25 protein-coding genes are annotated in these 26,527 nt (G+C 61.2%); 9 read left to right on the top strand and 16 right to left on the bottom strand.

Features of this window, described 5'->3' with window-relative positions; translation table 11 throughout:
• Positions 1–67 precede the first annotated feature (67 nt).
• The 6 genes from RBB29_RS10625 to eutB form a co-directional block, all read right to left on the bottom strand.
• Complete coding sequence (locus tag RBB29_RS10625) at positions 68–1,168, bottom strand: ABC transporter ATP-binding protein (protein WP_306114280.1); 1,101 nt, start codon at positions 1,166–1,168, stop codon at positions 68–70.
• A gap of 235 nt (positions 1,169–1,403) precedes the next feature.
• A complete protein-coding gene (locus tag RBB29_RS10620; RefSeq protein ID WP_306114281.1) occupies positions 1,404–2,774 on the bottom strand; it encodes an aspartate aminotransferase family protein in 1,371 nt (456 codons plus the stop codon).
• Between the two features lie 215 nt (positions 2,775–2,989).
• A complete protein-coding gene (locus RBB29_RS10615; RefSeq protein ID WP_306114373.1) occupies positions 2,990–3,463 on the bottom strand; it encodes an Lrp/AsnC family transcriptional regulator in 474 nt (157 codons plus the stop codon).
• A complete protein-coding gene (locus tag RBB29_RS10610; RefSeq protein WP_306114282.1) occupies positions 3,460–4,227 on the bottom strand; it encodes a carbon-nitrogen hydrolase family protein in 768 nt (255 codons plus the stop codon). The genes RBB29_RS10615 and RBB29_RS10610 overlap by 4 nt, the downstream gene beginning before the upstream one ends.
• Entirely contained in the window at positions 4,224–4,805 is a 582-nt protein-coding gene (locus RBB29_RS10605) for a flavodoxin family protein (protein WP_306114283.1), read from the bottom strand. The genes RBB29_RS10610 and RBB29_RS10605 overlap by 4 nt, the downstream gene beginning before the upstream one ends.
• Positions 4,802–5,812 (bottom strand): hydroxyectoine utilization dehydratase EutB, encoded by a 1,011-nt coding sequence (eutB, locus tag RBB29_RS10600; RefSeq protein ID WP_306114284.1) that lies wholly within the window; start codon positions 5,810–5,812, stop codon positions 4,802–4,804. The genes RBB29_RS10605 and eutB overlap by 4 nt, the downstream gene beginning before the upstream one ends.
• 163 nt (positions 5,813–5,975) lie before the next feature.
• Between eutB and RBB29_RS10595 the strand changes: the two genes are divergently transcribed.
• Together RBB29_RS10595 and RBB29_RS10590 are read left to right on the top strand one after the other, a co-directional pair.
• Positions 5,976–7,160: a M24 family metallopeptidase gene (locus RBB29_RS10595; protein WP_306114374.1), complete on the top strand. Its 1,185-nt coding sequence runs from the start codon at positions 5,976–5,978 to the stop codon at positions 7,158–7,160.
• 21 nt (positions 7,161–7,181) lie between these two features.
• Positions 7,182–8,015: a hypothetical protein gene (locus tag RBB29_RS10590; protein WP_306114285.1), complete on the top strand. Its 834-nt coding sequence runs from the start codon at positions 7,182–7,184 to the stop codon at positions 8,013–8,015.
• Here RBB29_RS10590 and RBB29_RS10585 read toward each other — a convergent pair.
• The 3 genes from RBB29_RS10585 to RBB29_RS10575 all read right to left on the bottom strand — a co-directional run bounded on the left by RBB29_RS10585 (position 8,012) and on the right by RBB29_RS10575 (position 10,720).
• The gene (locus RBB29_RS10585; protein WP_306114286.1) at positions 8,012–8,560 is read right to left on the bottom strand and encodes a GNAT family N-acetyltransferase; all 549 of its coding nucleotides are present in this window, start codon (positions 8,558–8,560) and stop codon (positions 8,012–8,014) included. The genes RBB29_RS10590 and RBB29_RS10585 overlap by 4 nt on opposite strands.
• Before the next feature lies 1 nt (position 8,561).
• Positions 8,562–9,956: an aspartate aminotransferase family protein gene (locus RBB29_RS10580; protein ID WP_306114375.1), complete on the bottom strand. Its 1,395-nt coding sequence runs from the start codon at positions 9,954–9,956 to the stop codon at positions 8,562–8,564.
• Positions 9,957–10,051: 95 nt separating this feature from the next.
• Entirely contained in the window at positions 10,052–10,720 is a 669-nt protein-coding gene (locus RBB29_RS10575; RefSeq protein ID WP_306114287.1) for a GntR family transcriptional regulator, read from the bottom strand.
• A 173-nt stretch (positions 10,721–10,893) separates the two neighbouring features.
• On the opposite strand from RBB29_RS10575, the gene RBB29_RS10570 reads away from it, so the two are divergent.
• From RBB29_RS10570 to RBB29_RS10550, 5 genes are all read left to right on the top strand, one after another.
• On the top strand, positions 10,894–11,976 hold the full coding sequence (locus tag RBB29_RS10570; RefSeq protein ID WP_306114288.1) for a polyamine ABC transporter substrate-binding protein: 1,083 nt from the start codon (positions 10,894–10,896) through the stop codon (positions 11,974–11,976).
• Between the two features lie 67 nt (positions 11,977–12,043).
• Complete coding sequence (locus RBB29_RS10565) at positions 12,044–13,168, top strand: ABC transporter ATP-binding protein (RefSeq protein WP_306114289.1); 1,125 nt, start codon at positions 12,044–12,046, stop codon at positions 13,166–13,168.
• A gap of 4 nt (positions 13,169–13,172) precedes the next feature.
• Complete coding sequence (locus RBB29_RS10560) at positions 13,173–14,063, top strand: ABC transporter permease subunit (RefSeq protein WP_306114290.1); 891 nt, start codon at positions 13,173–13,175, stop codon at positions 14,061–14,063.
• Complete coding sequence (locus tag RBB29_RS10555) at positions 14,060–14,875, top strand: ABC transporter permease (protein ID WP_306114291.1); 816 nt, start codon at positions 14,060–14,062, stop codon at positions 14,873–14,875. The genes RBB29_RS10560 and RBB29_RS10555 overlap by 4 nt, the downstream gene beginning before the upstream one ends.
• Positions 14,872–16,197, top strand: a complete 1,326-nt coding sequence (locus RBB29_RS10550; protein WP_306114292.1) for an FAD-binding oxidoreductase — start codon at positions 14,872–14,874, stop codon at positions 16,195–16,197. The genes RBB29_RS10555 and RBB29_RS10550 overlap by 4 nt, the downstream gene beginning before the upstream one ends.
• Here the strand turns inward: RBB29_RS10550 and RBB29_RS10545 are convergent.
• On the bottom strand, positions 16,194–17,117 hold the full coding sequence (locus RBB29_RS10545; RefSeq protein WP_306114293.1) for a DMT family transporter: 924 nt from the start codon (positions 17,115–17,117) through the stop codon (positions 16,194–16,196). The genes RBB29_RS10550 and RBB29_RS10545 overlap by 4 nt on opposite strands.
• A 112-nt stretch (positions 17,118–17,229) precedes the next feature.
• Here RBB29_RS10545 and RBB29_RS10540 point away from each other — a divergent pair, with 112 nt between their 5' ends.
• Together RBB29_RS10540 and RBB29_RS10535 are read left to right on the top strand one after the other, a co-directional pair.
• The gene (locus tag RBB29_RS10540) at positions 17,230–18,723 is read left to right on the top strand and encodes a malonyl-CoA synthase (protein ID WP_306114294.1); all 1,494 of its coding nucleotides are present in this window, start codon (positions 17,230–17,232) and stop codon (positions 18,721–18,723) included.
• 45 nt (positions 18,724–18,768) lie between these two features.
• Positions 18,769–19,287 (top strand): glutathione peroxidase, encoded by a 519-nt coding sequence (locus tag RBB29_RS10535; protein ID WP_306114295.1) that lies wholly within the window; start codon positions 18,769–18,771, stop codon positions 19,285–19,287.
• Here RBB29_RS10535 and RBB29_RS10530 read toward each other — a convergent pair.
• The 6 genes from RBB29_RS10530 to RBB29_RS10505 form a co-directional block, all read right to left on the bottom strand.
• Positions 19,284–19,877, bottom strand: coding sequence for an HD domain-containing protein (locus tag RBB29_RS10530; RefSeq protein ID WP_306114296.1), 594 nt, complete (start codon positions 19,875–19,877; stop codon positions 19,284–19,286). The genes RBB29_RS10535 and RBB29_RS10530 overlap by 4 nt on opposite strands.
• Positions 19,874–21,016 carry a TauD/TfdA family dioxygenase gene (locus RBB29_RS10525; RefSeq protein ID WP_306114297.1) on the bottom strand — a complete coding sequence of 381 codons (1,143 nt, stop codon included), beginning with the start codon at positions 21,014–21,016 and terminating at the stop codon, positions 19,874–19,876. Before RBB29_RS10525 ends, RBB29_RS10530 begins: the two co-directional genes overlap by 4 nt.
• Positions 21,017–21,132: 116 nt before the next feature.
• Entirely contained in the window at positions 21,133–22,110 is a 978-nt protein-coding gene (locus RBB29_RS10520) for a GlxA family transcriptional regulator (RefSeq protein WP_306114298.1), read from the bottom strand.
• 183 nt (positions 22,111–22,293) lie between these two features.
• Positions 22,294–23,109, bottom strand: coding sequence for an isocitrate lyase/phosphoenolpyruvate mutase family protein (locus RBB29_RS10515; protein WP_306114299.1), 816 nt, complete (start codon positions 23,107–23,109; stop codon positions 22,294–22,296).
• Between the two features lie 299 nt (positions 23,110–23,408).
• Positions 23,409–24,371, bottom strand: coding sequence for a PLP-dependent cysteine synthase family protein (locus RBB29_RS10510; protein WP_306114300.1), 963 nt, complete (start codon positions 24,369–24,371; stop codon positions 23,409–23,411).
• Positions 24,372–24,495: 124 nt separating this feature from the next.
• Complete coding sequence (locus tag RBB29_RS10505; RefSeq protein ID WP_306114301.1) at positions 24,496–26,496, bottom strand: hydantoinase/oxoprolinase family protein; 2,001 nt, start codon at positions 26,494–26,496, stop codon at positions 24,496–24,498.
• Positions 26,497–26,527: the final 31 nt, after the last annotated feature.

Here is a 26,527-nt window from a genome sequence, read left to right as displayed (position 1 = left end):
GGTCCCTGTCACGGGCATTACGTCGGGACCCGCTGTTCACCGCGCCATGGTGAGACGCGATAATCCTTTATGCATCAAGCGCCCGGCAATCCTGCGGCAACCAGCCGACCTCGATCTGCTCACCGGGCTTCAGGCGAACCTGATCCGGTGCATTCCGGGTCTTGACGATGAACTCGTCATTGCCGGCGACGCGCAGGCGTGTGCGGAAGATGTCACCCATGTAGATGAATTCCAACACCTCGGCCTTGAGCGTATGCGCCCCCTTCTGCAGGCGATCCTTGTTGAACTCGACCCGTTCGGGCCGGATCGACACGCGGGTGCGCTCGCCCACGGCACTCACATTGACGGGCTTGCAGTCGATCACCTCGCCATCGTCCAGTTCGACAAGCGCCTGATCGCCCTTGATCTCCTTGACGGTCCCCATCAGCGTGTTGTTTTCGCCAATGAACTGCGCCACGAAACTGTTGTCAGGCTCTTCGTAAAGCTGATCCGGCGGTGCGATCTGTTGAATGCGGCCATCGTCGAACACGGCCACGCGGTCCGACATCGTCAGCGCCTCGGTCTGGTCGTGGGTCACGTACACGGTCGTGATGCCAAGGCTGTGCGCCAGGTTGGTAATCTCGAACTGCATCTTTTCGCGCAACTGCTTGTCGAGCGCACCAAGCGGTTCGTCCATCAACACCAGTTCAGGTTCGAAAACCAGCGCACGGGCCAGGGCGATCCGCTGCTGCTGTCCGCCCGACAACTGCGCCGGACGCCGCCCGCCAAATGCGCCCATCTCGACCATGTCGAGCGCGCGCTTGACCTTGGCTTCGCGGTCGGATTTGCCCATCTTGCGCACCTCCAGCGGAAAGCTGAGGTTCTCGGCAATCGTCATATGCGGAAAAAGCGCGTAGTTCTGGAACACCATGCCGATGCCGCGTTTGTGCGGCGGGATGTTGTTGATCTCGCGCCCGTCGAGACGGATTTCACCATGGGTTGCCGTCTCGAACCCTGCCAGCATCATCAGGCATGTCGTCTTGCCGGACCCGGACGGCCCAAGCATCGTCAGAAACTCGCCTTTCGGCAGTGAAAGATTGAGGTCTTTTACGACAAGCGTTTCGCCATCATAGCTTTTTTGCACGCGTTCAAATTCAACGAACGCATCGTTGGTTGCTGGCTCTGCCAATTGGAGCTCCCTGTCTAGTCACGTCGCGGTTTCTCCGCGTTCGGAGCAGACTAAACCGCCAAATTCGACATGATGCAAGCTGAGTGCGGCATTTTCGGCCGAATAAACGACCACTTGAGGAATTTAGTCTTTTTCGCTTAACGCGGGGATGAATTTAGTCGCAAGGCCGGGAAAAGCCGGTCAGTTATGCGGGATTTGACCGGCGATTCGGCGATCTTCAATCGCATTTGAACCTTCACCCGAGCACGGAATGAACCGCTTTTGCGGTCTTGCGCACTACCTCGTCGGCCTCTGTACGCGTGAGGCAAAACGGCGGCGCAAACCCCAGGATATCGCCCTGCGGCATCGCCCGTCCAATCACGCCATCGGCGGCCAGCGCCGCGGCGATCTGCGGCCCGATCTTGTCGCCCGCGTCAAAGAATGTCCGGTCGGACCGGTCCTTGACGAATTCCACCGCGCAGAGCATCCCTTCGCCGCGCACCTCGCCCACATGCGGATGATCACCCAGCGCGTCCCGCATTGCCCGGTTCAGATAGGCACCGGTGTCGCGGTTATTGGCGATCAGGTCCAATTCATCGAGCAGTTTCAGGTTAGCCACCCCCGCCGCCGCCCCGATGGGATGCGCCGAATAGGTCCAGCCATGGCCAATGGGGCCGTTTTCATCGGTCCCCTGCTCCAAAACTTTCCACATCCTGTCGCTGACAATGCTGCCCGAAAGCGGCGCATAGGCTGAGGTCAGGCCCTTGGCGATGGTGATAAGGTCCGCCTCGATCCCGTAGTGGTCGCCGCCGAACATGCTGCCCAGCCGACCAAAACCCGTCACCACCTCATCGGTCACCAGCAGGATATCGTGTTTTTTCAGCACCGCCTGGATCGCGGGCCAATAGCCCTCGGGCGGCGGCACAATGCCCCCGGTCCCAAGAACCGGCTCACCGATGAAGGCGGCGATCGTGTCGGCCCCCTCGCGCGCGATCAGGGCCTCAAGTTCGGCCACGCAATGGGCCACGAACTGTGTTTCGCTCTGGTCCAGATCGTCGCGGCGGAAATAGTAGGGCGCTTCAGTATGCACGACCTGCGCCAGCGGCAGGTCAAATTTCTTGTGGAAAAGCTCAAGGCCCGTCAACGATCCGGTCATCAGGCCCGAGCCGTGATAGCCGCGCCAGCGGCTGATAATCTTCTTCTTCTCGGGGCGACCGAGGATGTTGTTGTAATACCAGATCAGCTTGATGTTGGTCTCATTCGCGTCCGAGCCACTGAGGCCAAAATAGACCTTGGACATGTTCGCAGGCGCCCGGTCCAACACCATCTTGGCGAGCGTGATACTGGCCTCTGTCCCGTGACCGACATAGGCATGGTAATAGGCAAGCTCCTTGGACTGCTTCGCGATCGCCTCGGCAATATCCTCGCGGCCATAGCCTACATTCACGCAATAAAGCCCGGCAAAAGCATCGAGCAGCCGCACACCATCGCGATCCTCGATATGACAACCGGTGCCGCCGGTGATGACCCGGTTGGCAAGCTCCCCCCGCGCGAATTGCGCCAGATGGGTGGACGCATGAAAGAAATTCTCGCGATCCCATTCCGCCAGTTGATCGTTTCTCAGCATGGTCTGTTCCTCACTCCGGTCATCGGTGCGAAGATGCACCGCCTGATCCAGATCGTGTAACTGAACTTGCGGCGGATTGCAGAAGAATCTTCTGCGCGACGCGATCCGGTTGGCCTGCCGTTCGGCCCTGTAGCCTTGATTCCGCGCAAGCACAAATCCGAAGGGTGGCGACAGGCCATCCCGCCGCACAAGGCGCGATCTGAGCCAATTCCAACCTATCCCAGCAACTGATCGAAAGGCGGCGCCGCCCCGGGCTTCACGTCCTTGGTCACGACATAGGTGAAGTACCGCGCCAGCCCGACATCGGCCTCCAGTATCGCGTCCATCAGCGCCTGATAGGTTTCGATATCCCGCGCTACCACCTGCATCAGGTAATCGAACCCACCGCCCAAGGCCCAGCAGGCGGTGATCTCGGGCAGTTTCTGCACATGCGCCTCGAAAACGCGAAACGCCGCGGCGGTGTGGTCGGTCAGCTCGACCGTCACGAACACCGTCATCACCGGCCCGAGCTTCTTCAGCTCGATCCGCGCCTGGTAGCCTTCGATGATCCCCGCCTGCTCCAGCTTGCGCACCCGCTCCCAGCATGGGCTGGCCGAAAGCCCCACCCGGTCAGCGAGCTGCGCGTTGGTGATCCGCCCCTCAGCGGCAAGCACCCGCAGGATCGCGATATCCCGGTCGTCGAGTTTCAACATTCAAGCGCCTTGCAATCCCGCAGGAACGGCAAGCGTGCCTGCATCACCTCAACCCGCGCCTGCGCAATCTCGCCTTGGATCAGACCCTCCTCCTGCGCCGCCACCGCCACTTCCCGGCCATCCGGTCCAACGATCCGGCTGCCGCCAAAATAGGCCGCGCCGTTTTCCGTACCGGCATGGTTGGCATAGGCAAGGTAGATGCCGTTTTCATAGGCCCGCGCGGGGACAAGTTTTTCCGCGACCACGCCCCAATCCGCACCAAGTGCCGTCGGCACCAATACCAGTTGCGCGCCACCCTGCGCCGCGGCCCGGATGGTTTCGGGAAATTCGACCTCGTAGCAGATCACCATCGCGATCCGCCACCCGTTGACCTCGGCAAAGGTGACCCCTTCGCCCCGGCCAAAGGCCGCTTCTTCAAAGCTGCCTGGCGACGGCAATTGCTTGCGATGAGTGGCCTGCAACACACCGCCGGCATCGTAAAGCGCCGCCGAGTTATAGACCCCGTCCAGCCCGCGTTCCGGGTAGCCATAGACGATGGCGCAGCCATGCCGCACGGCCAGGGCCGCCATCTGCCGACCAAACGGGCCATCCGGCGGCTCTGCCAGACGGTCGATTTCCGATCCCACATTGTACCCTGATATGAAAAGCTCAGGGCAAACCAGGAGGTCCAGTTCCTGCCCGCGCAGATGCGCATCAAGCACCTCAAGCCGCGCTTCGGCGGACCGACCGGCGGCACGGCATTGATAGATACCCAGCTTCACACGCCACCCCCGGTCAGGTCACGCGCCAGGGTCTTGGCCTGCTGCAGGGCGTCGCTGCGCGCAAGGACATCGCCGATCTCCCGAACGCCACTGGCCCGGATCAATTCACGGCGCTGAAACCCCAGTTTGTCCAGCGCAGGCCCATATTGGTCCAGCAGATCGCCATAGCGATCCGCTCCTTCGCCCTGCACTTGTACCAACACGAACGTCTTGTTCCGACCAAGCCGCGACGGGACATCTGCGGTAACGTAGTCGGGCACGAAAAACGAAAAGAACCGGTCCAGTGCCTGCTTGGCCAAACCGCTCATATTGCAGAAATAGATCGGCGTAGCGATCACCACCACGTCGGCCTCCGCCACGGCACTCAGCACCGGATTGAGATCATCGCCCAAGCCGCATGTCTCACCCCCGGTCTTGCAATGGCGCAGGCTCACGCAGCCCTGAAACAGCAAATCGCGCAACGCGAATTGCTCGACGCTGGCGCCCGCCTCCCCGGCCGCATCGCAAAAAGCCCCGGCCAGCAGATCGCTGTTTCCGCCGGCGCGCGGGCTGCCAAGCAGACAGGCAACCCGAGTCATGACGCGGCCTTGTAAGCCCGGCCCGGCACGGTGACGTCACCAAGCTGCACATCCTGACCGGTGACGATCCGGGTGAACATATCCATGTTGAGGTTGCGCCCCGTGATCGTCGTTGCCACCGGCCCGATTGGCGTGATTTTCCCCGCCAAGACCGCCGCCAGCCCGACGACGCAGGCCCCTTCGGCGACGATCCGGTCCTCGTAATAGAGGGTCTGCATCCCGTGATAGATCTCTTCCTCGCTGAGCAGCACCACATCGTCCAGAAGCTCACGGCACATCGCGAAGCTCAGCTTGTTCTGCAACCCGATGCCGCCGCCCAGACTGTCAGCCAGCGACGCGAATTCCGGCACTTCAACCGGCTTGCCCGCCTGCAGGCTTTCATACATCGCGGCCCCGCGATCCATGCTGATGCCGATCACTTTCACCCCCGGCTTGATCGCCTTGGCCGCCCGCGCGATCCCCGCTGCCAGCCCACCACCCGAGAGCGGTACCAGAAGCGTTTCGATATCCGGCCGCGCGGCCATGATCTCGAGCCCGATGGTGCCCTGACCCGCGATCACATGCGGATCGTCGAAGGGCGAGATTTCGACCATCCCCTCCTCCGCCACCAACCGGTCGGTCTCGACCTGCGCTTCGTCCTGCGAAATGCCGATGGTACGCACCTCGGCCCCCAGCGCCTTGATCCCGTCAACCTTGGCCTGCGGCACCAGCGACGACATGCAGATCACCGCCCGCATCCCCCGTTGCGCGGCGGCATAGGCCACGCCCCGTCCGTGATTGCCAGTGGAGACACAGGTGACCCCCGCCACATCCGGGCCCAGCGCCGCGACCGCGTTCATCGCCCCGCGGATCTTGAAGGCACCGATGGGCTGCATGTTTTCGAGCTTCAGCAGGAAATCCGCGCCCGTCCGCGCCGACATGAAGGGCGACGGCACCAGCGGTGTTGCATCCGCTACCCCCCGGATCACCTTGGCCGCCGCATGAATATCCGCCAGAGTCACATCCATGTCTCATCCTCCCCAATGTCGCGCTCACTGTTGGTCAGGGAATTCGATACGTCAACGCGGTCTGCGACCGATCGCCGGAAAACGACGTGCTTTGCCGCCTTTGTTGGGGCAGTCTGCCCCATAACATTCAGAATGAACCGGACAACAACACGCAGGTATGATGATGATCCACAAAGACCTTCCGTTCTCTCAGACCGAATTCGACCGCCGCCTGGCCAAGACCCGCGCGGCGATGGACAAGGCCGGTATCGACGTGCTTTTCGTCACCGATCCGTCGAACCAGAACTGGCTGACGGGCTATGACGGCTGGTCGTTCTATGTGCATCAGGGTGTGCTTGTCTTTCCCGATGACGATCCGATCTGGTGGGGACGCAGGCAGGATGCCAATGGCGGCATCCGCACCGTTTGGATGAGTGACGACCGCGTGCATGGCTATGCCGATCATTTCGTGCAATCTACCGTGCGTCACCCGATGCAGGACCTTGCCGCGCGGCTCAAGGACATGGGCCGTGCGACGGGCCGGATCGGGGTTGAGATGGACAACTATTATTTCTCCGCCAAGGCTTTTGCCGTGATGCAGGCCGAACTGGGCGATGCCACGTTCGTCGATGCCACGGCGCTGGTGAACTGGCAGCGCACGGTGAAATCCGACGAAGAGCTGGGTTTCATGCGCAAGGCCGCGGCGATCTCGGAAAAGATCGTCGATGGGCTATTGGAGCGGGTCGAGCCGGGCGTGCCGAAAAACGAAGTCGCTGCCGAAATCCTGCGCGACGGCATCCGTGGCGTGGACGGCGCCTGGGGGGATTATCCGGCGATCACGCCGCTTCTGCCGTCGGGCTCCGACGCCGCTGCACCGCACCTGACATGGGACGGGCGCGAATTCCAAAAGGGCGAGGCGACGTTCTTTGAAATCTCCGGCGTCTATCGCCGTTATCACACACCGTTCTGCCGTACGCTTTTCCTCGGCAAACCGGGTGATGAAATCCTGCGCGCCGAAGCGGCGCTTGTCGAAGGGTTGGAAGCCGGGCTTGAAAAGGCCCGCGCCGGCAACCGCGCCTGCGATATCGCCAATGCGCTGGCTGCCCCGCTGGAACGAGCGGGGATCGAGCGCGGCGCGCGCTGCGGCTATCCCATCGGCCTCAGCTACCCGCCCGATTGGGGCGAACGCACGATCAGCCTGCGCGCCGAGGATGACACCGTGCTGGAGCCCGGCATGACCTTCCATTTCATGCCCGGCCTCTGGATGGATGACTGGGGGCTTGAGATCACCGAATCGATCCTCATCACCGAGGATGGCCCGGCCGAGACCTTCTGCAACCGCCCCCGCAAGATGTTTGTGAAGGATTGACGAAACAGGGAGTTGCCCGACATGCCAGACGACATCGAGATCATTCAGCGACTTGTGGACCTGAACCGCTATCCGATTGACGATCTGGACCAGGGACGTGGCGCCGGTTTCCTGCGGGATTGCCAGGCACATATGGCGTCACATGGCTGGTGCAATTTCGATGGCTTCATCCGGCCCGAGGCGTTGCAGGCACTTGGCGCGGAGGCAAACCAACTGCTGCCCGGCGCCGAGGCCCTGACCATCCGGCGCAACATCTATCAGGGCGAGGTCGACCCCTCGGTCCCGGAAGGCGATCCAAGGCGCCGTGAATACACCCATCACGCCCTGCAACTCGCCAATGACCAGATCCCTGCCGAGACGATGATCCAGCGGCTCTATCACTCTGACCTGTTGACCGATTTCATCCGCCGGGTGCAGGGCAAGGACCGGCTCTATCGCTATGCCGACACCTTCCAGGCGCTCAATATCGTGGCCCTGCCGCCGGGGAGCTGGCATGGCTGGCATTATGACGTCAACGAATGCACCGTCACCCTATTGTTGCAGGCGGCGGACAAGGGCGGCGAATTCACCTTCATCCCCAATTCACGCCGGGCGGACGGCGAACAGACGGATATCGTCGACCGGTTCCTTGCCGGTGACATGACCCACGCGCGGACCTTCAGCCGGGGCGCCGGGGCGTTCACCCTCTTCCGGGGCGGATACTCCCTGCATGGTGTGACCGAGGTCGAAGGCGCAAATCCGCGCGTCACGGCAATCCTGACCTACAGCGACAAGCCAGACGATGTGGCCACCGACGAGATCAACATTCGCATCTACGGAGAGCGCGCGAAGCGCCTGCTGGAAGAGCGGTCCTAGTCCGACCGGGCCGCGACGGTCTGTGACCAGGCATCGCGGGTCAGGCGGTAACACTTCCATGGCGCCTCAACGCCCGAAAGATCAAGTCCGGTGTCATAGCCATGTACCGCGCCTAGGCGCTTTGTCGCGGTCTGGGATCGCATATTCGTCGGGTCGATGTGAAACCAGACCTCGTCGAAAGTCTCGAAGGCATGACCCAGCATCAGCGTCTTGAGGTCGAAATTCCACGCCCCGCCCCAGTACCGATGGTTCAGGAAGGTGAACCCGATCGAAATGCTGCCCGGCATGTCCGGCGCGGTGTAATAACGCGAACAGCCAATGATCCGATCCTCGGCCCGGTCGATGATCACCAGCGTACCACCGGCCTTCAGCAGAAAATCGAAATAGCCGCGAAAAACCTCGGGCTGGTGGCGGTCCCTGGCCGGATGTCCGGCCCAGGTCTCGGGATCACTCGCTGCGGCTTGCAGCCCCTCGAAATCATCCGCCTCGAGGGGCCGCAGCAGGAGCTTTTCACTGCGCAACGTCGGCTGCACATCAAAGGCCATGTCAGGCGGCTTTCAACAACCCGTCATCGCCCAGCTTCTTATAGGCGACATCAAGCGCCTTCCACGCGCGCTCGACCAGCGTATCCACTTCGGACTTGGTGATCACCAGCGGGGGCGAAATCACCATCCGGTCGCCGGTATGGCGCATCACCAGCGAATTCTCGAAACACGCCTCGCGCACCACCAAACCGGCGGTACCGGCGTCCGCCGCAAAGGCGGCGCGGCTCGCCTTGTCCGGGGTCAGCGCAAGAGAGCCCATCAGCCCCTCGATCACCGCCTCACCAACCAGCGGATGCTCCGCCAGGCCCAGCCATTTTTCCCGCAGGTAGGGTGCCGTTTCCGCGCCCGCCTTCTCGACAATCCTTTCTTCTTCGAGAATGCGGAGGTTTTCCAACGCCACGGCGCAGGAAACAGGATGGCCGGAATAGGTGTAGCCATGCACGAATTCGCAGGCATCCATCACCTTGGCCACCTCGTCGCTGACAATCGAACCGCCAATCGGCGCGTAGCCCGAGGAAAGCCCCTTGGCGATGGTCATGATATCGGGCGTGATGCCGAATGTCTGGCTGCCAAACCAGTTGCCGGTCCGGCCAAAGCCACAGATCACCTCATCCGCGATCAGCAGGATTTCGTATTTGTCGCAGATTCGCTGGATTTCCGGCCAATAGGTGCTGGGCGGGATGATGACGCCGCCGGCACCCTGGATCGGCTCGGCGATGAAGGCCGCCACGCGATCCTCACCCAGCTCGTGAATGGCCTCTTCCAACTCGCGCGCGCGTTTCAGGCCGAATTCTTCGGGGCTCATGTCGCCGCCTTCGGAATACCAATGCGGCTGGCCGATGTGATGCACGTCCGGGATCGGCAAGCCGCCCTGCGCATGCATCGGTTTCATCCCGCCGAGCGAGGCGCTGCCCACGGACGATCCATGATAGCCGTTGTGACGCGCGATGATCACTTTCTTTTCCGGCTTGCCCAATTCATGCCAATAGGTACGCACCAGGCGGATATTGGTGTCATTCGCCTCTGACCCGGAGCCCGCAAAGAAAGTGTGGTTCAGGTTGCCCGGTGCCAGTTCGGCCAGTTTGGCGCTGAGCGCGATCGACGGCACGTGTGTCGTCATAAAGAAGGTGTTGTAGTAGGGCAGTTCCTTCATCTGGCGCGCGGCGGCCTCGGCCAGTTCGGGCCGGCCATAGCCCAGGTTCACACACCAGAGCCCGGCCATCGCATCGAGGATTTCGTTACCCTCGCTATCGGTCAGGGTCACGCCCTTGGCACGGGTAATGACGCGCGCGCCTTTCTCGGCCAGTTCGTTATTGTTGGTGAAGGGGTGCATGTGGTGCGCCGCATCCAGCGCCTGCAATTCAGCCGTCGGCATATGGTTCGAGATCATGTTCATGGTCAGGCCTTTCACAAGAAGGAATCACGAGAGCGACGCATCGCGCGTCAAAGCTTAGAGCCAGAATATGATCAAATTATTCATTGTCAATCGAATCAGTTCGTCGCCGCTGAAAGCTCGAAGGATCGACGCACCTGCTCCATGCCCTGGATCACATCCTCACGAATGGCGCGGGCGGCGCGTTCGGCGTCGCGGGCATGCATTGCCGCCAGCATATCCTTGTGCTTGTCGGGAAGGTTCTGCGTCCCCATCCGGCCACAAACAACCCTGAGGGACGGCCCGAAGCGGAGCCACAACCCATCCGCCAAATCCGCCAGGATCGGCGCCTCTGCGATCTCGTAGAGCCGCTTGTGAAACCGGTAATTCAACTCCAGATAGGCGCGCAGGTCCCCCTGTCCGATGGCCTTGTCCAACTCGACATCCATTGCCGTCAATTCATCAAGTTCATCAAGCGTAACTCGTTCCGTTGCCCGCAGGGCCAAATGCGGGTCAAGCCACTGTCTTGCAACAATTAACTCGCTGATATTGTCTGCCGACAACAAGGGGACACAAACCCGCCGGTTGCCCTGAAATTCCAACGCTCCTTCGGCAATCAGGCGGCGGATCGCCTCGCGCACCGGGGTCATGCCCGCGCCCAGACTGTCGGTCAGCCCCTGAATGGTTACCGCCTGCCCCGGTGCCAGGTCGCCAAAGAGCACCTGATCGCGCAACTGACGGTAAATCAGTTCATGTGTCGGCAACTGGTTTTCTCCGGCGCCGGACATTGCCGTTTTCCGCGCCTGCTTCTTCGCCGTCATCCGATAAATTTCGCGCCTCAGGGTGTCTGTCCTTGCGAGCTTACTGCTTGCGTGAAAAAATTACTATATTGCCAGACGCGGATTTTTTTGATCAAATACGCGCGCACGGCAATCGACTTGCCGACCAACGGGAGAAAATCATGAAGAAACTCATTCTGACCACTGCCACCCTCGCCCTGGGCGCGCTCACCGCCCATGCCGAAGAGGTTCGGGTGTATAACTGGTCTGACTACATCGACGAGGCGCTGCTTGAGAAGTTCGAGCAGGAAACCGGCCTCGACCTGATCTATGACGTATTCGACAGCAACGAAGTGCTCGAAACCAAGATGCTTGCCGGCGGATCGGGCTATGACGTCGTTGTCCCCTCTGGTACCTTCCTGCAACGCCAGATCACCGCGGGCGCGTTCCAGAAGCTGGACATGTCGCAACTGCCGAACCACGAAAACATGTGGGACGTGATCGAAAGCCGCACCGCGCAGTACGATCCCGACAACGCCTATTCGATCAACTACATGTGGGGCACCACCGGCATTGGCGTGAATGTCGGCAAGGTGACCGAGATCCTGGGCGATGACGCCCCGATCGACAGCATGGAACTGATCCTGAACCCGGAAAACGCCGAGAAGCTGTCGGCCTGCGGTATCCATTTCCTTGATGCCCCGACCGAGATCATCCCGATGACGCTGCAATATCTGGGCGAAGACCCGGACACCAAGGACCCGGACGTTCTGGCCAAGGCCGAACCGGTCCTGACGGCGGTGCGCCCGCACATTCAGAAATTCCACAGCTCGGAATACATCAACGCGCTGGCCAATGGCGACATCTGCGTGGCGGTCGGATGGTCGGGCGACATCCTGCAGGCGCGCGACCGTGCCGCGGAGGCCGATAACGGCGTCGATATCGCCTATAACGCTTTCGCCGAAGGCTCCCTGATGTGGTTTGACCAGATGGCCATTCCCGCGGACGCGCCCAACCCGGAAGGCGCACACAAGTTCCTGAACTTCATCATGGACGCGCAGAACATGGCGGATGCGTCGAACTACGTCTACTACGCCAATGGCAATGAGGCATCGCAACCGATGCTGGAAGAGGACGTGATCGGTGATCCGGCGATCTATCCCACGCCCGAAACGCTTGAGAACCTCTACACCACCACGCCCTATCCGGCCAAGGTGCAGCGGGTCGTCACGCGGATGTGGACCAAGATCAAGTCGGGCACGTAACCCGCAACATTCAAGCCCGCGCGAGACATGTCGCGCGGGCTTTTTTTGACTGCATCAGGGGGCAGCAATGGGACAGACCGAATTCGCGCCGTGGAACGATCCAGAGGCGAAACCGCTTATTCAGTTCAAGAACGTGACCAAGCGTTTCGGCGATTTCGTCGCCATCGACAATCAGTCCTTTGATATCTACGCGCAGGAGTTCTTTGCCCTGCTGGGCCCGTCGGGATGCGGTAAGACCACCCTGATGCGGATGCTGGGCGGGTTCGAAACCCCGACCGAGGGCACGATCCTGCTGAACGGGCAGGACATCGCGCCGATCCCCCCCAACAAGCGCGCCGTGAACATGATGTTCCAGTCCTACGCGCTCTTTCCGCATCTGAATATCTGGGAAAACATCGCCTTTGGCCTCAAGCGCGACAGAATGCCCAAGGATCAGATCGACGCCCGCGTGGCCGAGATGCTGAAGCTCACGCGCCTCGAAAAATTTGCCAAGCGCAAGCCGCATCAGTGCTCGGGCGGTCAGCGGCAGCGGGTTGCCCTGGCGCGGTCGTTGGCCAAGGCGCCGAAACTTCTGCTGTTGGACGAACCTTTGGGCGCACTCGACGCCAAGCTCAGGCAGGACACCCAGTTCGAGTTGATGGATATCCAGGAGAAAACCGGCACCACCTTCGTGATCGTCACCCACGATCAGGAAGAGGCGATGACCGTCGCCTCCCGCGTGGCGGTGATGGATCATGGCCGGATCATCCAGGCCGACACGCCGGCAGATATCTACGAAATGCCGAAATCGGTTTATGTGGCCGACTTCATCGGCGATGTGACCATCATCAGCGGCACCGCCACCGCGTCGGGCGACGGCTATGACATCACCTTTGCCGAGGGTCAGCCGACCCTGCACGCCAAGTCGGACCAACCCTTCGACAAGGGACAGGCCTGCCACTTGGCGATCCGGCCTGAAAAAGTCTCTATCACGGCGGAAAAGCCCGCGGACGCCACGAATGCGCTGCAAGGAAAGATCCTTGATATCGCCTATCTGGGCAACCTCTCCACCTACCACGTGGAACTGCCAAACGGGCAGATCGTGAAATCCCAGACCGCCAACACCCGCCGCCTGTCGCGCCGCTCCTTCACCTGGGAAGACGACGTCTGGCTCTCCTGGACGGACACCGCCGGTGTCCTGCTGAAGGAGTAAGCCCATGCGCCGCGCCGCTTTGATTTTTGTTCCCTATTTCTGGCTTCTGGCCCTTTTCCTGGTGCCCTTCCTGATCGTCCTGAAGATCAGCCTGAGTGACACCGCGCTTGCCATCCCGCCCTACACACCGACGCTGGACCTCGGCAACGGCTGGCAGGGGATCAAGGATTTCTGGGCCGAACTTGACCTGGAGAATTTCGAGTTCCTGACCAGCGATGATCTCTACTGGAAAGCCTACCTGTCGTCGCTCAAGATTGCCGTCATCTCGACCATCCTGACGCTGCTGGTGGGCTATCCGATCGCCTATGGCATGGCCAACGCGCCCGATCACTGGCGCCCGACGCTGATGATGCTGGTGATCCTGCCCTTCTGGACCAGCTTCCTGATCCGGGTCTATTCTTGGATGGGCATCCTGTCGAGCGAGGGGTATCTGAACCAGCTTCTGATGGGGCTGGGGCTGATCTCCGCCCCGCTCACGATCCTCAACACCAATTCCGCCGTCTATATCGGCATCGTTTACACCTATCTGCCCTTCATGATCCTGCCGATCTATTCGGCACTGGAACGACTCGATGCCTCACTACTGGAGGCTGCCGAAGATCTGGGCTGCTCGCGCTTCACCGCCTTCTGGCTGGTTACCGTGCCGCTCAGCAAAAACGGCATCATCGCGGGCTGTTTCCTGGTCTTCATCCCCGCCTTGGGCGAATTCGTCATCCCCTCCCTGCTGGGCGGATCGCAGACGCTCATGATCGGCAAGGTTCTTTGGGAAGAGTTCTTCAACAACCGCGACTGGCCCGTGGCCAGTGCCGTGGCGGTGATCCTGCTCTTGATCCTCATCATCCCGATCATCCTCTTCCAGCGTAACGAGCAAAAACAGAGGGAGATGGACGGATGAGACGCCTGACATGGTTCAACACCACCGCCCTCACCCTCGGCTTCGCGTTCCTCTACCTGCCGATGCTGATCCTCATCATCTACAGCTTCAACGAATCGAAGCTGGTCACCGTCTGGGCGGGGTTCTCGACCAAATGGTATGGTGAACTGCTCCAGAACGAGGCTTTCCTGAGTGCCGCCTGGGTCACGCTCAAGGTCGCGGTCATCAGCTCAACCTTCGCCACCGTCCTCGGCACGATGGGCGCGCTGGTGCTGGTGCGCGGCGGGCGTTTCATGGGCCGCACCCTCTTCTCCGGCATGATCTATGCGCCGCTGGTGATGCCCGAGGTGATCACCGGCCTGTCGCTCCTGCTCCTCTTCATCGGCATCGGGCTCGACCGCGGGGTCTTCACCATCGTGCTGGCGCATACGACCTTCTCGATGTGTTACGTATCGGTCGTGGTATCGTCCCGGCTGGTCAGTTTTGACCGCTCGCTGGAAGAGGCCGCACTCGACCTCGGCTGTTCCCCGATGCAGGCCTTCCGGCTTGTGACCCTGCCCATCATCGCACCGGCGGTCATCTCGGGCTGGCTGCTGGCCTTTACGCTCAGCCTCGATGACCTGGTGATCGCGAGCTTCACGGCAGGCCCCTCCGCCACCACGCTTCCGATGAAGATCTGGAGTTCCGTGCGCCTTGGCGTCAGCCCCGAGATCAACGCGCTCTCAACCATCATGATCGGGATCGTGGCCATCGGCGTGATCTCGGCATCACTGGTCACGAAACGCGCCAGCTTGCGACAACAGGCCGAGGAACGCGCCGCCGTGCAGGCATGACGCGGGTCTTCCCGGCCTACACCTACGGTGAAGGCCCCCGCGAACACTGTTACTGGCCCGGTACCGTCACGATGCCGGATTACCCTGCCGCGCAAGGCGACATCACCTGCGATGTGGCAGTGATCGGTGCGGGGTTTACCGGCCTCTCTGCGGCCCTGCATCTGGCAGAAGGCGGCAGTGATGTCGTCGTTGTGGACGCACACACACCGGGCTGGGGCGCGTCGGGGCGCAATGGCGGGTTTTGCTGCCTTGGCGGATCCGCCGCATCAGACACTATTCTTGCCAAACTTTATGGTGAAGCGGCACGCCAGGAGTTCCGCCAAACCGAGATCGAGGCGGTCAAATGCGCCAGGCACCTGATCGACCGCCATGGCATCAACTGCGACACCCATTCAGAGGGCGAAACCCTCATGGCGCACAATCAGAAAGCCATGGACGGGTTTGCCGCCAAGGCCGACAATATCCAACGGGATTATGGCGTTACCGCCACGATCACCCAAAAGGCCGACCTTGAAGCCAACGGGATGCGCGGACCCTTCCACGGCGCGATCACCACGCCACTTGGCTTTGCGCTCAATCCGCTGAAATACACGGCCGGCCTGGCGGACGCGGCGATGCGGTCCGGCGTGCGGGTGTTTGGCGGCTCTCCGGTGCAGCGTATCGACCAGCAGGGCAGTTTTATCCTCAAGACCCCGCAGGCTAAGATCACGGCGCGGCGGTTGATCGTCGCCACCAACGGATATTCCTCCGACGATCTGCCCCGATGGCTGCGCGCGCGTTACCTGCCGACGCAATCCAACGTCATCGTCACCCGCCCGATGAGCGACAATGAACTCGCCGCGCAGGGCTGGACTACGCACCAGATGTCCTATGATGACCGGTTCCTGCTGCATTACTTCAGGCTGATGCCGAACAAGCAGATGCTTTTTGGCATGCGCGGCGGACTGGTCAGTTCCGCGGCGGCCGACGCGCGGATGTATCGCCTGATCCGACGGCATTTCGAGACCATGTTCCCCGCCTGGGCGGGCGTGGAGACGCCCTATAACTGGCAAGGGTTGCTGTCGATCTCGCCCGACCTGACCCCCTACGCGGGGCCGATCCCCGAGATGAAAGGGGCTTTCACCGCGCTCAGCTATCACGGCAACGGTGTTGCCATGGCGACCTATGCGGGGGCGCTTCTGGCCGATCAACTTTTGGGTAGGGCAAACCGCCGGCTTCACCCGAAGATCATGCAATCGCCGCCGAAACGCTTCCCCCTCGGGCGCTTTCGCCGTGCAACGATCTGGCCGCTTTACGCGATGGCGATGGTGACCGGCGACTAGCCCTGCGGCGTCTTGACCGCCCGTGCCCGCCCGCGTTTCAGACCAAGCTGCCGTTCGCGCCAGATGATGATGCACCCCGCCAGCACCACGATTGCCGCCCCGAGGAGCATCGTGCCGGTCGGCACCTCATCAAAGATGAAGAAGCCGATCAGCAACGCGAAAATCATCGAGGCGTAATCGAAAGGTGCCACCACGCTGGCATCGGCAAACCGGTAAGCCGACGTGAGAAAAATCTGGCCCGCACCGCCCAGCACACCAGCCAAAACCAGAAGCGAAAACTCCGTCACCGTCGGCATCACCCATCCGAAAGGCAGGGTTAGCAACGACAGGGTGGCCGAGGTGATCGAGAAATAGAAAACGATTGCCGCGGTCTGCTCGAACTGCACGAGTTTGCGAATATAGATCTGTGCCAGCGCCGCACAGACGGCCCCCATCAACACGAGCACCACGCCAAGCGCCTGGGTGCTTTCGATCGTCTCTCCCCCGAAGACGCTCAGGCGCGGGGAGATGACAATCAAGACACCAATCAGGCCCAAAGCCACGGCGCTGATCCGGAAAACCCCCACCTTTTCATCCAGAAACATCGCCGCAAAAATCACCGTCAGGAGCGGCGCGGCATAGCCGATGGCTGTCACCTCGGGCAGGGGCAAAAGGCCAAGCCCCGCAAAGCTCATCCCCATGGCAAGGCTGCCGACGAAACCGCGCCAGAAATGCCCTAGCTTGGACTTTACCTTCAACGCCGAACGCAACTCGCCCCGCGCAATCACCCATCCCAGGATCACCGGGATCGCAAAGAAAGACCGGAAAAACACCGCCTCGCCCACCGGGACATGTTTGGCGGTCGCCTTGATAAGCGACACCATCGTGATGAAGAGCACGACCGAGCAGAGTTTGAGTATGATGCCTTTGATTGGGCTCAACACGCAGCCCTCCTGCGGCCGACCTTGTCCAAAGCCCCGTCAAAGGTCAATTACCCCTCTTGTGCTTGGGCCGGGACCCTTGGCAAATAGGGCAATCAACAGGGGCGCGCTCATGTACGACCAAAACCACCTGCTTTCTCAACTATCCGCCGCGGGCGCCGCCGATGATGTTTTCGCCATCCGGCCGGCCAGACCCGACATGACCTACAGCGGCCTCTTTGCCGGTGCGGAAATGATGGCTGCGACGCTGGTTGAGGCCGGGTTGGCGCCCGGTGACCGCGTCGCCGTGCAGGTCGATAAATCCCTCGAAGCGGTGCAGCTTTACCTGGCGACGGTCATGGCGGGTGGTGTCTTTCTTCCGTTGAATACCGCCTATACAGTGACCGAACTCGTCTATTTCCTCTCCGATGCCACACCGCGCGTGATCGTCTGCGACCCGGCCCGCCTGACCGAGTTCTCGGATATCGGGGAAGGCGCCACAGTCCTGACCCTCGCCGCAGATGGCACCGGGTCACTGATGGACGCCAATGCCGGTGCTCCCTTCACGGCCGTCCCGCGCAATGCCGATGATCTGGCCGCCATCCTCTACACCTCCGGCACCACGGGCCGGTCAAAGGGCGCGATGCTCAGCCACGCCAACCTTGCGTCCAACTCGACCACGTTGCGGGACGCTTGGCGGTTCACGTCCGATGACGTGCTGATCCACGCGCTGCCGATCTTCCATACCCATGGCCTCTTCGTGGCCACGAATGTCGCACTTCTTGCGGGGGCATCAGTGCATTTCCTGCCGAAATTCGACGCCGACGCCATTGTCACCGCGATGCCCAATGCCACCGCCCTGATGGGCGTGCCGACATTCTATACCCGGCTTCTCGATCATCCGGAGCTGACACGGGAAACAGTCTCTAACATGCGGCTTTTCGTGTCTGGGTCCGCGCCGCTCCTCGTTGATACCCACGAAAAATGGGCGGCGCGCACCGGACACCGCATCCTTGAACGCTATGGTATGACCGAAACCAACATGAACACCTCCAACCCTTATGAGGGCGACCGTCGTGCCGGGACCGTGGGCCTGCCACTACCGGGCGTGGAACTTCGGATCATGTCGGACGGTGAGCAGATGCCAAAGGGCGAGATCGGCGTTCTTGAGGTCCGCGGGCCAAACGTGTTCCAGGGGTATTGGCAGATGCCCGAGAAGACCGCCGAGGAGCTGCGCCCCGATGGTTGGTTCATCACCGGCGATCAGGGTTTCATTGATGACCGCGGTTATGTCACCATCGTGGGCCGCGCCAAGGACATGGTCATCACCGGCGGTTTCAACGTCTATCCCAAGGAAGTCGAAAGCCTGATCGACGCCATCCCGGGCGTCCGTGAAAGCGCCGTCATCGGTGTGCCGCATCCCGACTTTGGCGAGGCCGTGGTTGCGCTTGTCGTCCGCGAAGCCGGTGACATATCCGAGGCCGACATCACCAACAGCCTGAACGGCGAATTGGCCCGATACAAACAGCCAAAACAGACACTATTCCTGCCCGAATTGCCCAGGAACACGATGGGGAAGGTGCAAAAGAAGGCGCTGCGTGAGACTTATGCGGATTTGTTCAAGTGATCCAGCCGGGCAAACCAAGCGTACCAAGTTTCAAAGGAGAATGTCATGCGCCCAATCCTCGCTCTTCTGGCAATCCTGCTCTCCACGCCCGTTGTCGCGTTGGAGCTGGATCAACCGTTTGAAAACATTGACGGCGGAACGCTGAAGATATCGGATTGGGCGGGGCAACCGGTTCTGGTTGTCAACACGGCGTCCCTGTGTGGCTTCACCGGCCAATACGCGGCCCTTCAATCGCTTTACGACACATATCGAGAGCAGGGTCTTGTGGTCCTTGCGGTGCCATCGGATGACTTCCAGCAAGAGTTGGGCAGTAATGCCGAGGTCAAGGAATTCTGCGAGGTTCAATTCGGCCTCGACCTGCCGATGACGGGCGTGACGCCGGTGCGAGGCGCCACGGCACATCCGTTTTATGCGTCACTCGCCGATGAGACCGGTTTCGTGCCCAAATGGAACTTCAACAAGGTGCTGATCGGCCCCGATGGCGGTGTGGTCGACACTTTTGGCGCGCCGGTGAAGCCAATGTCACGCAAGATCACCGGTCAGATCGAGGCGTTGCTGAACTAGTCCCGCACCGCGCAGTGGGCATCAACCACCCGCTGCACCATCGGCGCAAAATGGGCGAAACCGGGCGTCTGCATGTCCGGCTCCTTGCCCGCATCGTCCAGATAGCGCACCGCCACGATATCCTCGACATTCGGGTTCTTTTCGAACTCGGCGACCTCTTCGGCGGTCATCGGGCCGCCTTGCAGGTTAAGCGAATGGACCGAGGCGTCGCTGAGCAACGAGAGGTATTCAGGCCGTGTGGCGCATAGATACCGTTTGGCAGCCACGTGATAGCGCACGCAATCGGTGACGATCGTGGGAAAGAACCGCTCCAACACCTGCGCGCCCGCCTCTTCGTGAAAACGATCTTCTGTATCGTCCATGCTGAACGTGCCAAATTCCGAGGTGAAGTGGCCAATATCGTGCAAAAGTGCGGCCACGATGATCTCTTCCCGCTGACCCTCCTGTTCGGCGAATGTAGCGCCTTGCAGCATATGTTCAGCCATGGTCACCGGCTCGCCCAGGTACTCCTCGCCGCCCCGCCGGTCAAAGATACCAGCCAGGAATTCGACGATATTCGCCTGCGTTAGTGTCTGTTTGTCTTGCGTCATTCGGCCGCCAATCCCAATTCCTGAACCAGTGCCGCATGAGTCGAACGCAGCCCGTCCATGTCCGCATAGCAGCCCTGCAACCACCGCGATCCTTCGCCGGAATAGCCCTTGCGCGCGTGCAGGACACGGGTGTTGTTGACGATGAAACACTCCCCCGGGGAGAGCTTGAAGGTGACCTCCATGGCGGGATCGTCGATGATCTCGCCCAGACGGCGATAGGCGTCATAATACCCCTCCATATGCTCGTAAGGCACATCGGTGATCGCCGCGGCGGAGCGGTTGTTGAACCGCACACCGATCAGTTCCCCATCGGGGGCCAGCTCGATCATCGGGCGGCGGGCGCGCAGGCATACACCGTCCTCGCCCGCATATTCGAACCGCGCGCAATAGCGGCTCAGGAGGGCAAAACCCTCGGGATCTTCCTCGCGCAGACGCTGCGCGCAGGCAAAACCATCCACCACCATGTTCTCGCCACCCGCGGCAGAGTTTTCCAGGCAATAGAGGATCTGCACCGATGGCACCGGGTCGCGGTATGGGTTGTCGGTGTGGGCCTGCAAGCCGAGGCCGGTGTAAGCCAGGTTGGTCGGATTGACCTCGGTCCGCACTTCGAAATGCCGCCCGTAATTGGTCTCACGAACGTACCCGAACAGATCCGCCACCTGGAACAGCGCACCTTCCTCCACGGGACCGCCGGTGAGTTTGCCGAACCCATGCCGCGCGACGCCACCGAGCCATTGCGAAAGGGCGGCCCGGTCGGCCTTGACCTCTTCAAAATCGGCCATGGGGATCCGGTCGGAGATGCCGCTGTCCCAGATCTCGATTTCGTCACTAATCCAGCCGGAATTGGTGGATTTGACCTGGTCATAGGCGTGATCGAACAGCCACCGAATATCATAGTCAATCTCGCGCTCTTCCGGGGTGAACCGAATGCGGATCTTATCCTCATTCACCCGCGCCACGCTGATCCGTGTATCGGCAGGAATGTCACGTAACGCGATCAACCGCTGCCCATTGCCGGGCGCGCGTGTCTCTGCGTCCCAGGCATTGTCGCGCAGCCATATGGCGTGGAACCGATACATCTGCCCGCCGGAGGCCAACGCAATCGCGTTGCCGTTTTCGATGATTTCTACTGTCGTCATGGCCGCACCTGATCCGATTTTCTCCCCCATAGAATGCGTCACCGAACCGCCCGCGACATTGTAAAACGCGACGTCCTACTATGCCTGAAAACGACAAATTGCTGTCCGACAGCGTCCTATTTTTCAGAAAAGAGCAGGCTCGATCCGCGCGTATCCCGGCTGGGCGCGACGCCGAATGCCTTGCGGTAGGTCTTCGAAAAATGCGATGGCGCCCGAAATCCGCACAGAACGCAGATTTCCATCAACGACAATTCCGTCTGCATCAGAAGATTGCGCGCCTTCTCCAGCCGCAGCCCCAGATAGTATTTCTTTGGCGAGGTGGTCAGGTAGCGCGCAAACAGCCGTTCCAACTGCCGTGTCGAAAGCCCGACCTGCTGCGCCACATCACTGGGCGGGATCGGGTCTTCAATATTCGCGCGCATCACTTCGATCGCCTGGATCAGCTTGGTGTGACGCACACCCATCCGGCCGGCCATCGACACCCTTTGAGAATGAGTCTCGGACCGCGGCGCGGTATAGATCATCTGATCCGCCACCCAGGTGGCCAGCTCCGCGCCATAATCGGAATTTATCCGGTCCAGCATCAGGTCCATCGAACTGGCGCTACCCGCGCAGGTGAACACGCGGCCATCAACCATGTAAATCGAATCCTGCATCTCAACATCCGGGAAGGTTTCCGAAATCGCGCTGGCATATTCCCAATGGGTGGTGACCCGTTTGCCACCCAGCAGACCTGCGGCGGCCAGTGTCCAGGTGCCACTGCTGAGCGCCCCGAAATCGATCCCCTTGCGCGTTTCCCGCCGCAGCCAGTTCAGGACTTTCCGTGTACTGCCCGCCGCCGCATCGACCCCGGCACACACGATCAGCGTGTCGTTTCGATGCAGATCGAACAAGCCGGCATCGACATCCACGCGCAGGCCGTTCCAGCTTCGGACAGGCGCACCATCCTCGCTGATCACCTGCCACTCGTAATACTGCCGGGTGCCACCGGCAAACCGGTTGGCCAGTGCCAGCGTCTCCTGCGCGCAAGTCATGCCGAGCGGCGAGAACCCCGGGATCAGCAGGAAAACATAGCGTCTGGGTCGGTCGTCCACGCGAGTCTAAGCCTTTGGCGTCCCGGGATGCGTCCCGGTTGTTGAGATACAAAATCGGTTGCGGTTCTTTACCCGCATTACCGCTGCTTAATGTTCTCGTTGCGGCAGATCTTATCTCATTCCGACAAATTGTCGATCTTCGGTGCGCTCCGGGCGTTGATGCGATGGAGAGATGGTACGATGCTACATCACCCTGGTCAGCAGCGCGTTAACATCGCCCTCTTCAGCGGCACGGGCCAATCCCGAAAGATCGCCGTTCAGCATCCCCTGCGCGACACCGATCGCAGCGCCATACGCCACACGCGCCAGAGCGGCCCCGACGGAAAGCCTTGCCGCGCCCATTTTTTCCAATTCCGGCAGGGTTAGGGTCGAAAACCTGCCCGAGACAAGGACGTTGACGGGGATTTCGACACTGCGGATGATTTGTTCGAGTTCACCCACCCCGGGAGGCGCGGGAACATAGACACAATCCGCGCCAGCCGCTTCAAACGCCTGAATCCGCCGGATCGCCTCAGCGCAATCATATTGACCCAGCATGACGCCATCAGCCCGCGCAACGAGTACGAAATCACCCTTGAGGGCCCGCGCGGCACTGGCTGCTGCACGAATGCGTTCGACCGCGAGGTCAAAATCATAAGACGTGAAATCCGGCAGGGCCGTATCTTCGATCGAGCATCCGGCAAGGCCGACCTCCGCCGCCAGAGCTATGGCCTCAGCGACCAGGTCCGGCGCTTCACCGAAACCGTTTTCGAAATCACCGGAGACCGGCACATCCACAACGCTGACCAGTTCTTGCGCATGCGTAAGTGCCTCATCCCGCGTCAAGGTGCCCCCATCGACGCGGCCCTGGGTAAATGAATGCCCGGCAGAGGTCGTGCCAATCGCTTTCGCGCCAAGCGCCTGCATCATCCGGGCCGACCCCTTGTCCCAGGCATTGACCAGAAGAAACGGATCACCCGGCTTATGTAGCTCCCGAAAAACAGTGCCGATATCGCTCATTTCAAATCTCCACTTCGCGGCCGTACCTTCGATAGAACATGTATAAGACCGGGTTGCCAACAACCGACCTTGCCTGACATGCACCTTAGGATGATCTTGCCAGCGGCTCGTGGCATGTATTGTCAGTACATCGGTTTTTGAGCCGGGTTCCGACGCAATCTGATTCCAAGTGCAACGAGAATGCAGGGCTGCGCTGAGCGCCCGTCGTGCTGCACCTGACCACAGCTCAGGTGCCAAAACTCCGTCAAAATTAGAGACTATTCCGGCTTAAAACGACCTGTTTGGCTACTCCGCGCGGATCAAGCCAAATCCTGCCACAGGTCGGTCGACAGGTACTTCAGACCGCTATCGCAAATCACAAACGCGACGGTTCCACGCTTTTCAGGACCACGGAGAAGTTTGATCGCCGCGGCGAGGTTGGCCCCGGCCGAAAAACCGCCAAAGACACCCTCATGACGGGCCAGAAGGCGGGCATGTTCACGCGCCTCATCGCCAGAAACCGTCACGAACCCCTCAATCAGCGCATTGTCCAGGTGAGCCAGGTCGGTCATCATGTAACCGCCCCCCTGGATCGGATGATCCGGACGCGATCGGTCTCCGCCGGACACCGCCTCGGCGCCCGCTGGCTCAACCCCGTAACAACGGACGCCTTTTGGGGCCAGAAAACGCGCGCACCCCGCGAGCGTGCCACCCGAGCCGATGAAATCGCAAAAAGCCGTCACCGAGCCGCCGGATTGCTGCCAAATCTCGGGGGCAGTGCCAATCTCGTGGGCCTTCGGATTGGACGGCACGGAGAACTGGTCCGCGCGAAAGGCCTTGCGCTCAAGCGTGATGCGCTGCGCTGCCGTTTCAACCAGCGCCAGATCCTCGCCTGAAACCTGCCCGGGCTGGCTTCCCTCCGCCTGCGGCACCAGCACCACCTCGGCGCCAAGCGCCCGCATCATCCGCGCACGTTCGACCGAGTTTCCCCGGCTCATCACTGCCACAAACGGATGACCAAGAATGCCGCACACAATCGCCAAACCGGTCCCCATATTGCCGGATGTCAACTCCACGACACATTGACCTGGCTGTAGTCTGCCGCTGCCGCGCGCATCTTCGATCACCTGCCGTGCGGCACGGTCCTTTTTCGAGTAGCCCGGTAACAGGTAATCCAGCTTGGCCAAAAGGCGGCCTTCGACGCCTAATGCGTCTCTAACTCGGCTCAACTCGACTAGGGGTGTGTCACCAATCGCTTCGATAAGGGAGGGAAGAACACTCATATCTCATCCAAACTTCGTTGCGCCGAAGATGCAGCGGGTCGAACCCGTCGCGAAGCCTTAGTCTTGTCCAAACCTGTCGCCGAAAGTAACCCAATCTCGTGACCGCGCCCCAAGCTCATCCCTGTCATGCCGCGATCCGCGGGCGGCCGGATGCTTCCACGGTGATCTCAGCCTCGAGGAACACCTCGCGTGCCTCCGCCTTGGCAGACCGCACGTCGCGGGTCACCGACAGGTGGATGTCTTCGGCGCCTGCCTGTTCAGCCTCACTTCGCGCCCGGTACTCCAGAGCTTCCTGCAGCGCCGACATCGCGGCCTCGGCATCGGTGAAATCTTCGGGCCCGGTGTCCAGATGCACGCGGAAACGTCCTTCGGATGGCGAGGTGACCGTCCCCAATTGTCGGATCGTCACCCGCCCCACGACCGCGCCGATGGCGTTGGCCACACCAGAATGTTCCGGCAGGATCATCTGACACCCCAGGCGATCGCCCACGGCGGGATAATAACTGCTGGCCGATGCGCCAAGCCCGATAACGGGGACATTCACCCCCGACTCGAGCCGGACCAGACCCCGGTGATGATCCAGCCCCCGCTGCATCAGCACATGGCGCGCCAATTGCCCCGGTGGCAGGCCGAAGTCTTGCTCTTCCTCGGCAAAAGCAGTCTCTAACAAGGCTAAAGAGGTCTGATGCGTCAGTTGATCGATAATCATCTGCGCCATCCCGTTCACGTCCGGCATCAGCATATTGCCGGACCCGGTTCGCTTCCGCCCGATCAGTTCGAGCGCCTTTTGGGCGGCTTCCATATCCCACGCATCAAGTCGCCCCAGCACGTGACTGGCATCCGACGGCGTGACACCTGCAACCTGCACCAGCCCGCGCGAGACCAGACGCCGCAGCGCCTGCGCCTCCATCCGGGTTTTCAACACCGCGCCCAGCGGTTGCACACCGATCCCAACCCGCTCCAGAAGCGCCGCATCGCGATCCGGCAAGCCGCCATCCTCGACCCCGGGGACGGCACGGACAAACCGCGCGTCATATTCACCGGGTGTCTGACTGCGCAATTGCTGATCCAGCGCATTGTGCACAACGTCAGGCGCATCTACGGCAATCAGGTTGACCGGCACGACGCGACGTGGGCCAAGCGTGACGCCGCCCACAAGCCCCTCGTCATTCACGTGCACTTCGCTGTCGCCGCCAAGGCCGGTTGTCCGCATTGCGACCGCCTCGACCATTGTCCGCCAAGGCCCGACCTGCGCCCCCGCGGGGTCAATCATCGGGCGCCCCCCGCGCAGGACCGCCACATCCGTCGTCGTTCCACCGATATCCGACACCAGCGCATGATCCGCGCCGGTCATCCAGCGCGCGCCAACGATGCTTGCGGCCGGACCGCTCAGGATCGTCTCGATGGGTCTTTCCCGCGCCTGCGCCGCAGAGATCAGCGCACCGTCGCCCCGCACCACCATCAAAGGCGCGCCGATGCCCAGCTCGATGAGCTTCCCCTCGGCCTTTTCGATTAGCCGCGCGATCATCCCGATCAGGCGCGCATTCAGCAGCGCCGTCAGCGCCCGTTTCGGCCCGTTCAGCTTGGCCGACAAGTGGTGCGAGCATGACACCGGCCGCCCGGTCACCGCGCGGATCATTTCCGAAACCTCAAGCTCATGCGCCGGGTTGCGGGTCGCGAACTGTGAGGCAACCGCATAGGCCGAGATGCCCTGATCAGTCTCTAACCATGCCGAAAGAAAGTCTTTTTCCAAGGGGTTGGCCTGCCCGCCCGCATGGTTATGCCCGCCGCCAATGACCAATGCCGGATCGCCGCTTAACGCCTCGCGCAAACCATGCGCCTCCAGGTCACGCTCCTGAAAACCAACATAGACGAGGCCAACGCGCCCGCCCTGGCCTTCGACCAAGGCGTTGGTTGCCAGCGTCGTCGAAAGAGATGCCATGCCGATCTCGGACACGTCCGCGCCGCTTGCCTCAAGCACCGCAGCGATGGCGGCACCGATCCCCAGGGCAAGATCGTGGCGCGTGGTCAATGACTTGGCGCTGGCGATCACCTCCTGCTCGTCGCGGATCAACACGGCATCGGTATATGTACCACCCGTATCCACACCCAATAGCAACGCCATCTGCCTCTCCCATACGCGACTTTGACCAGCG

The sequence above is a fragment of the Roseovarius sp. MMSF_3359 genome (genome assembly GCF_030733385.1).
Classification (GTDB): domain Bacteria; phylum Pseudomonadota; class Alphaproteobacteria; order Rhodobacterales; family Rhodobacteraceae; genus Roseovarius.
This window is presented reverse-complemented; position numbering and strand designations above follow the sequence as displayed.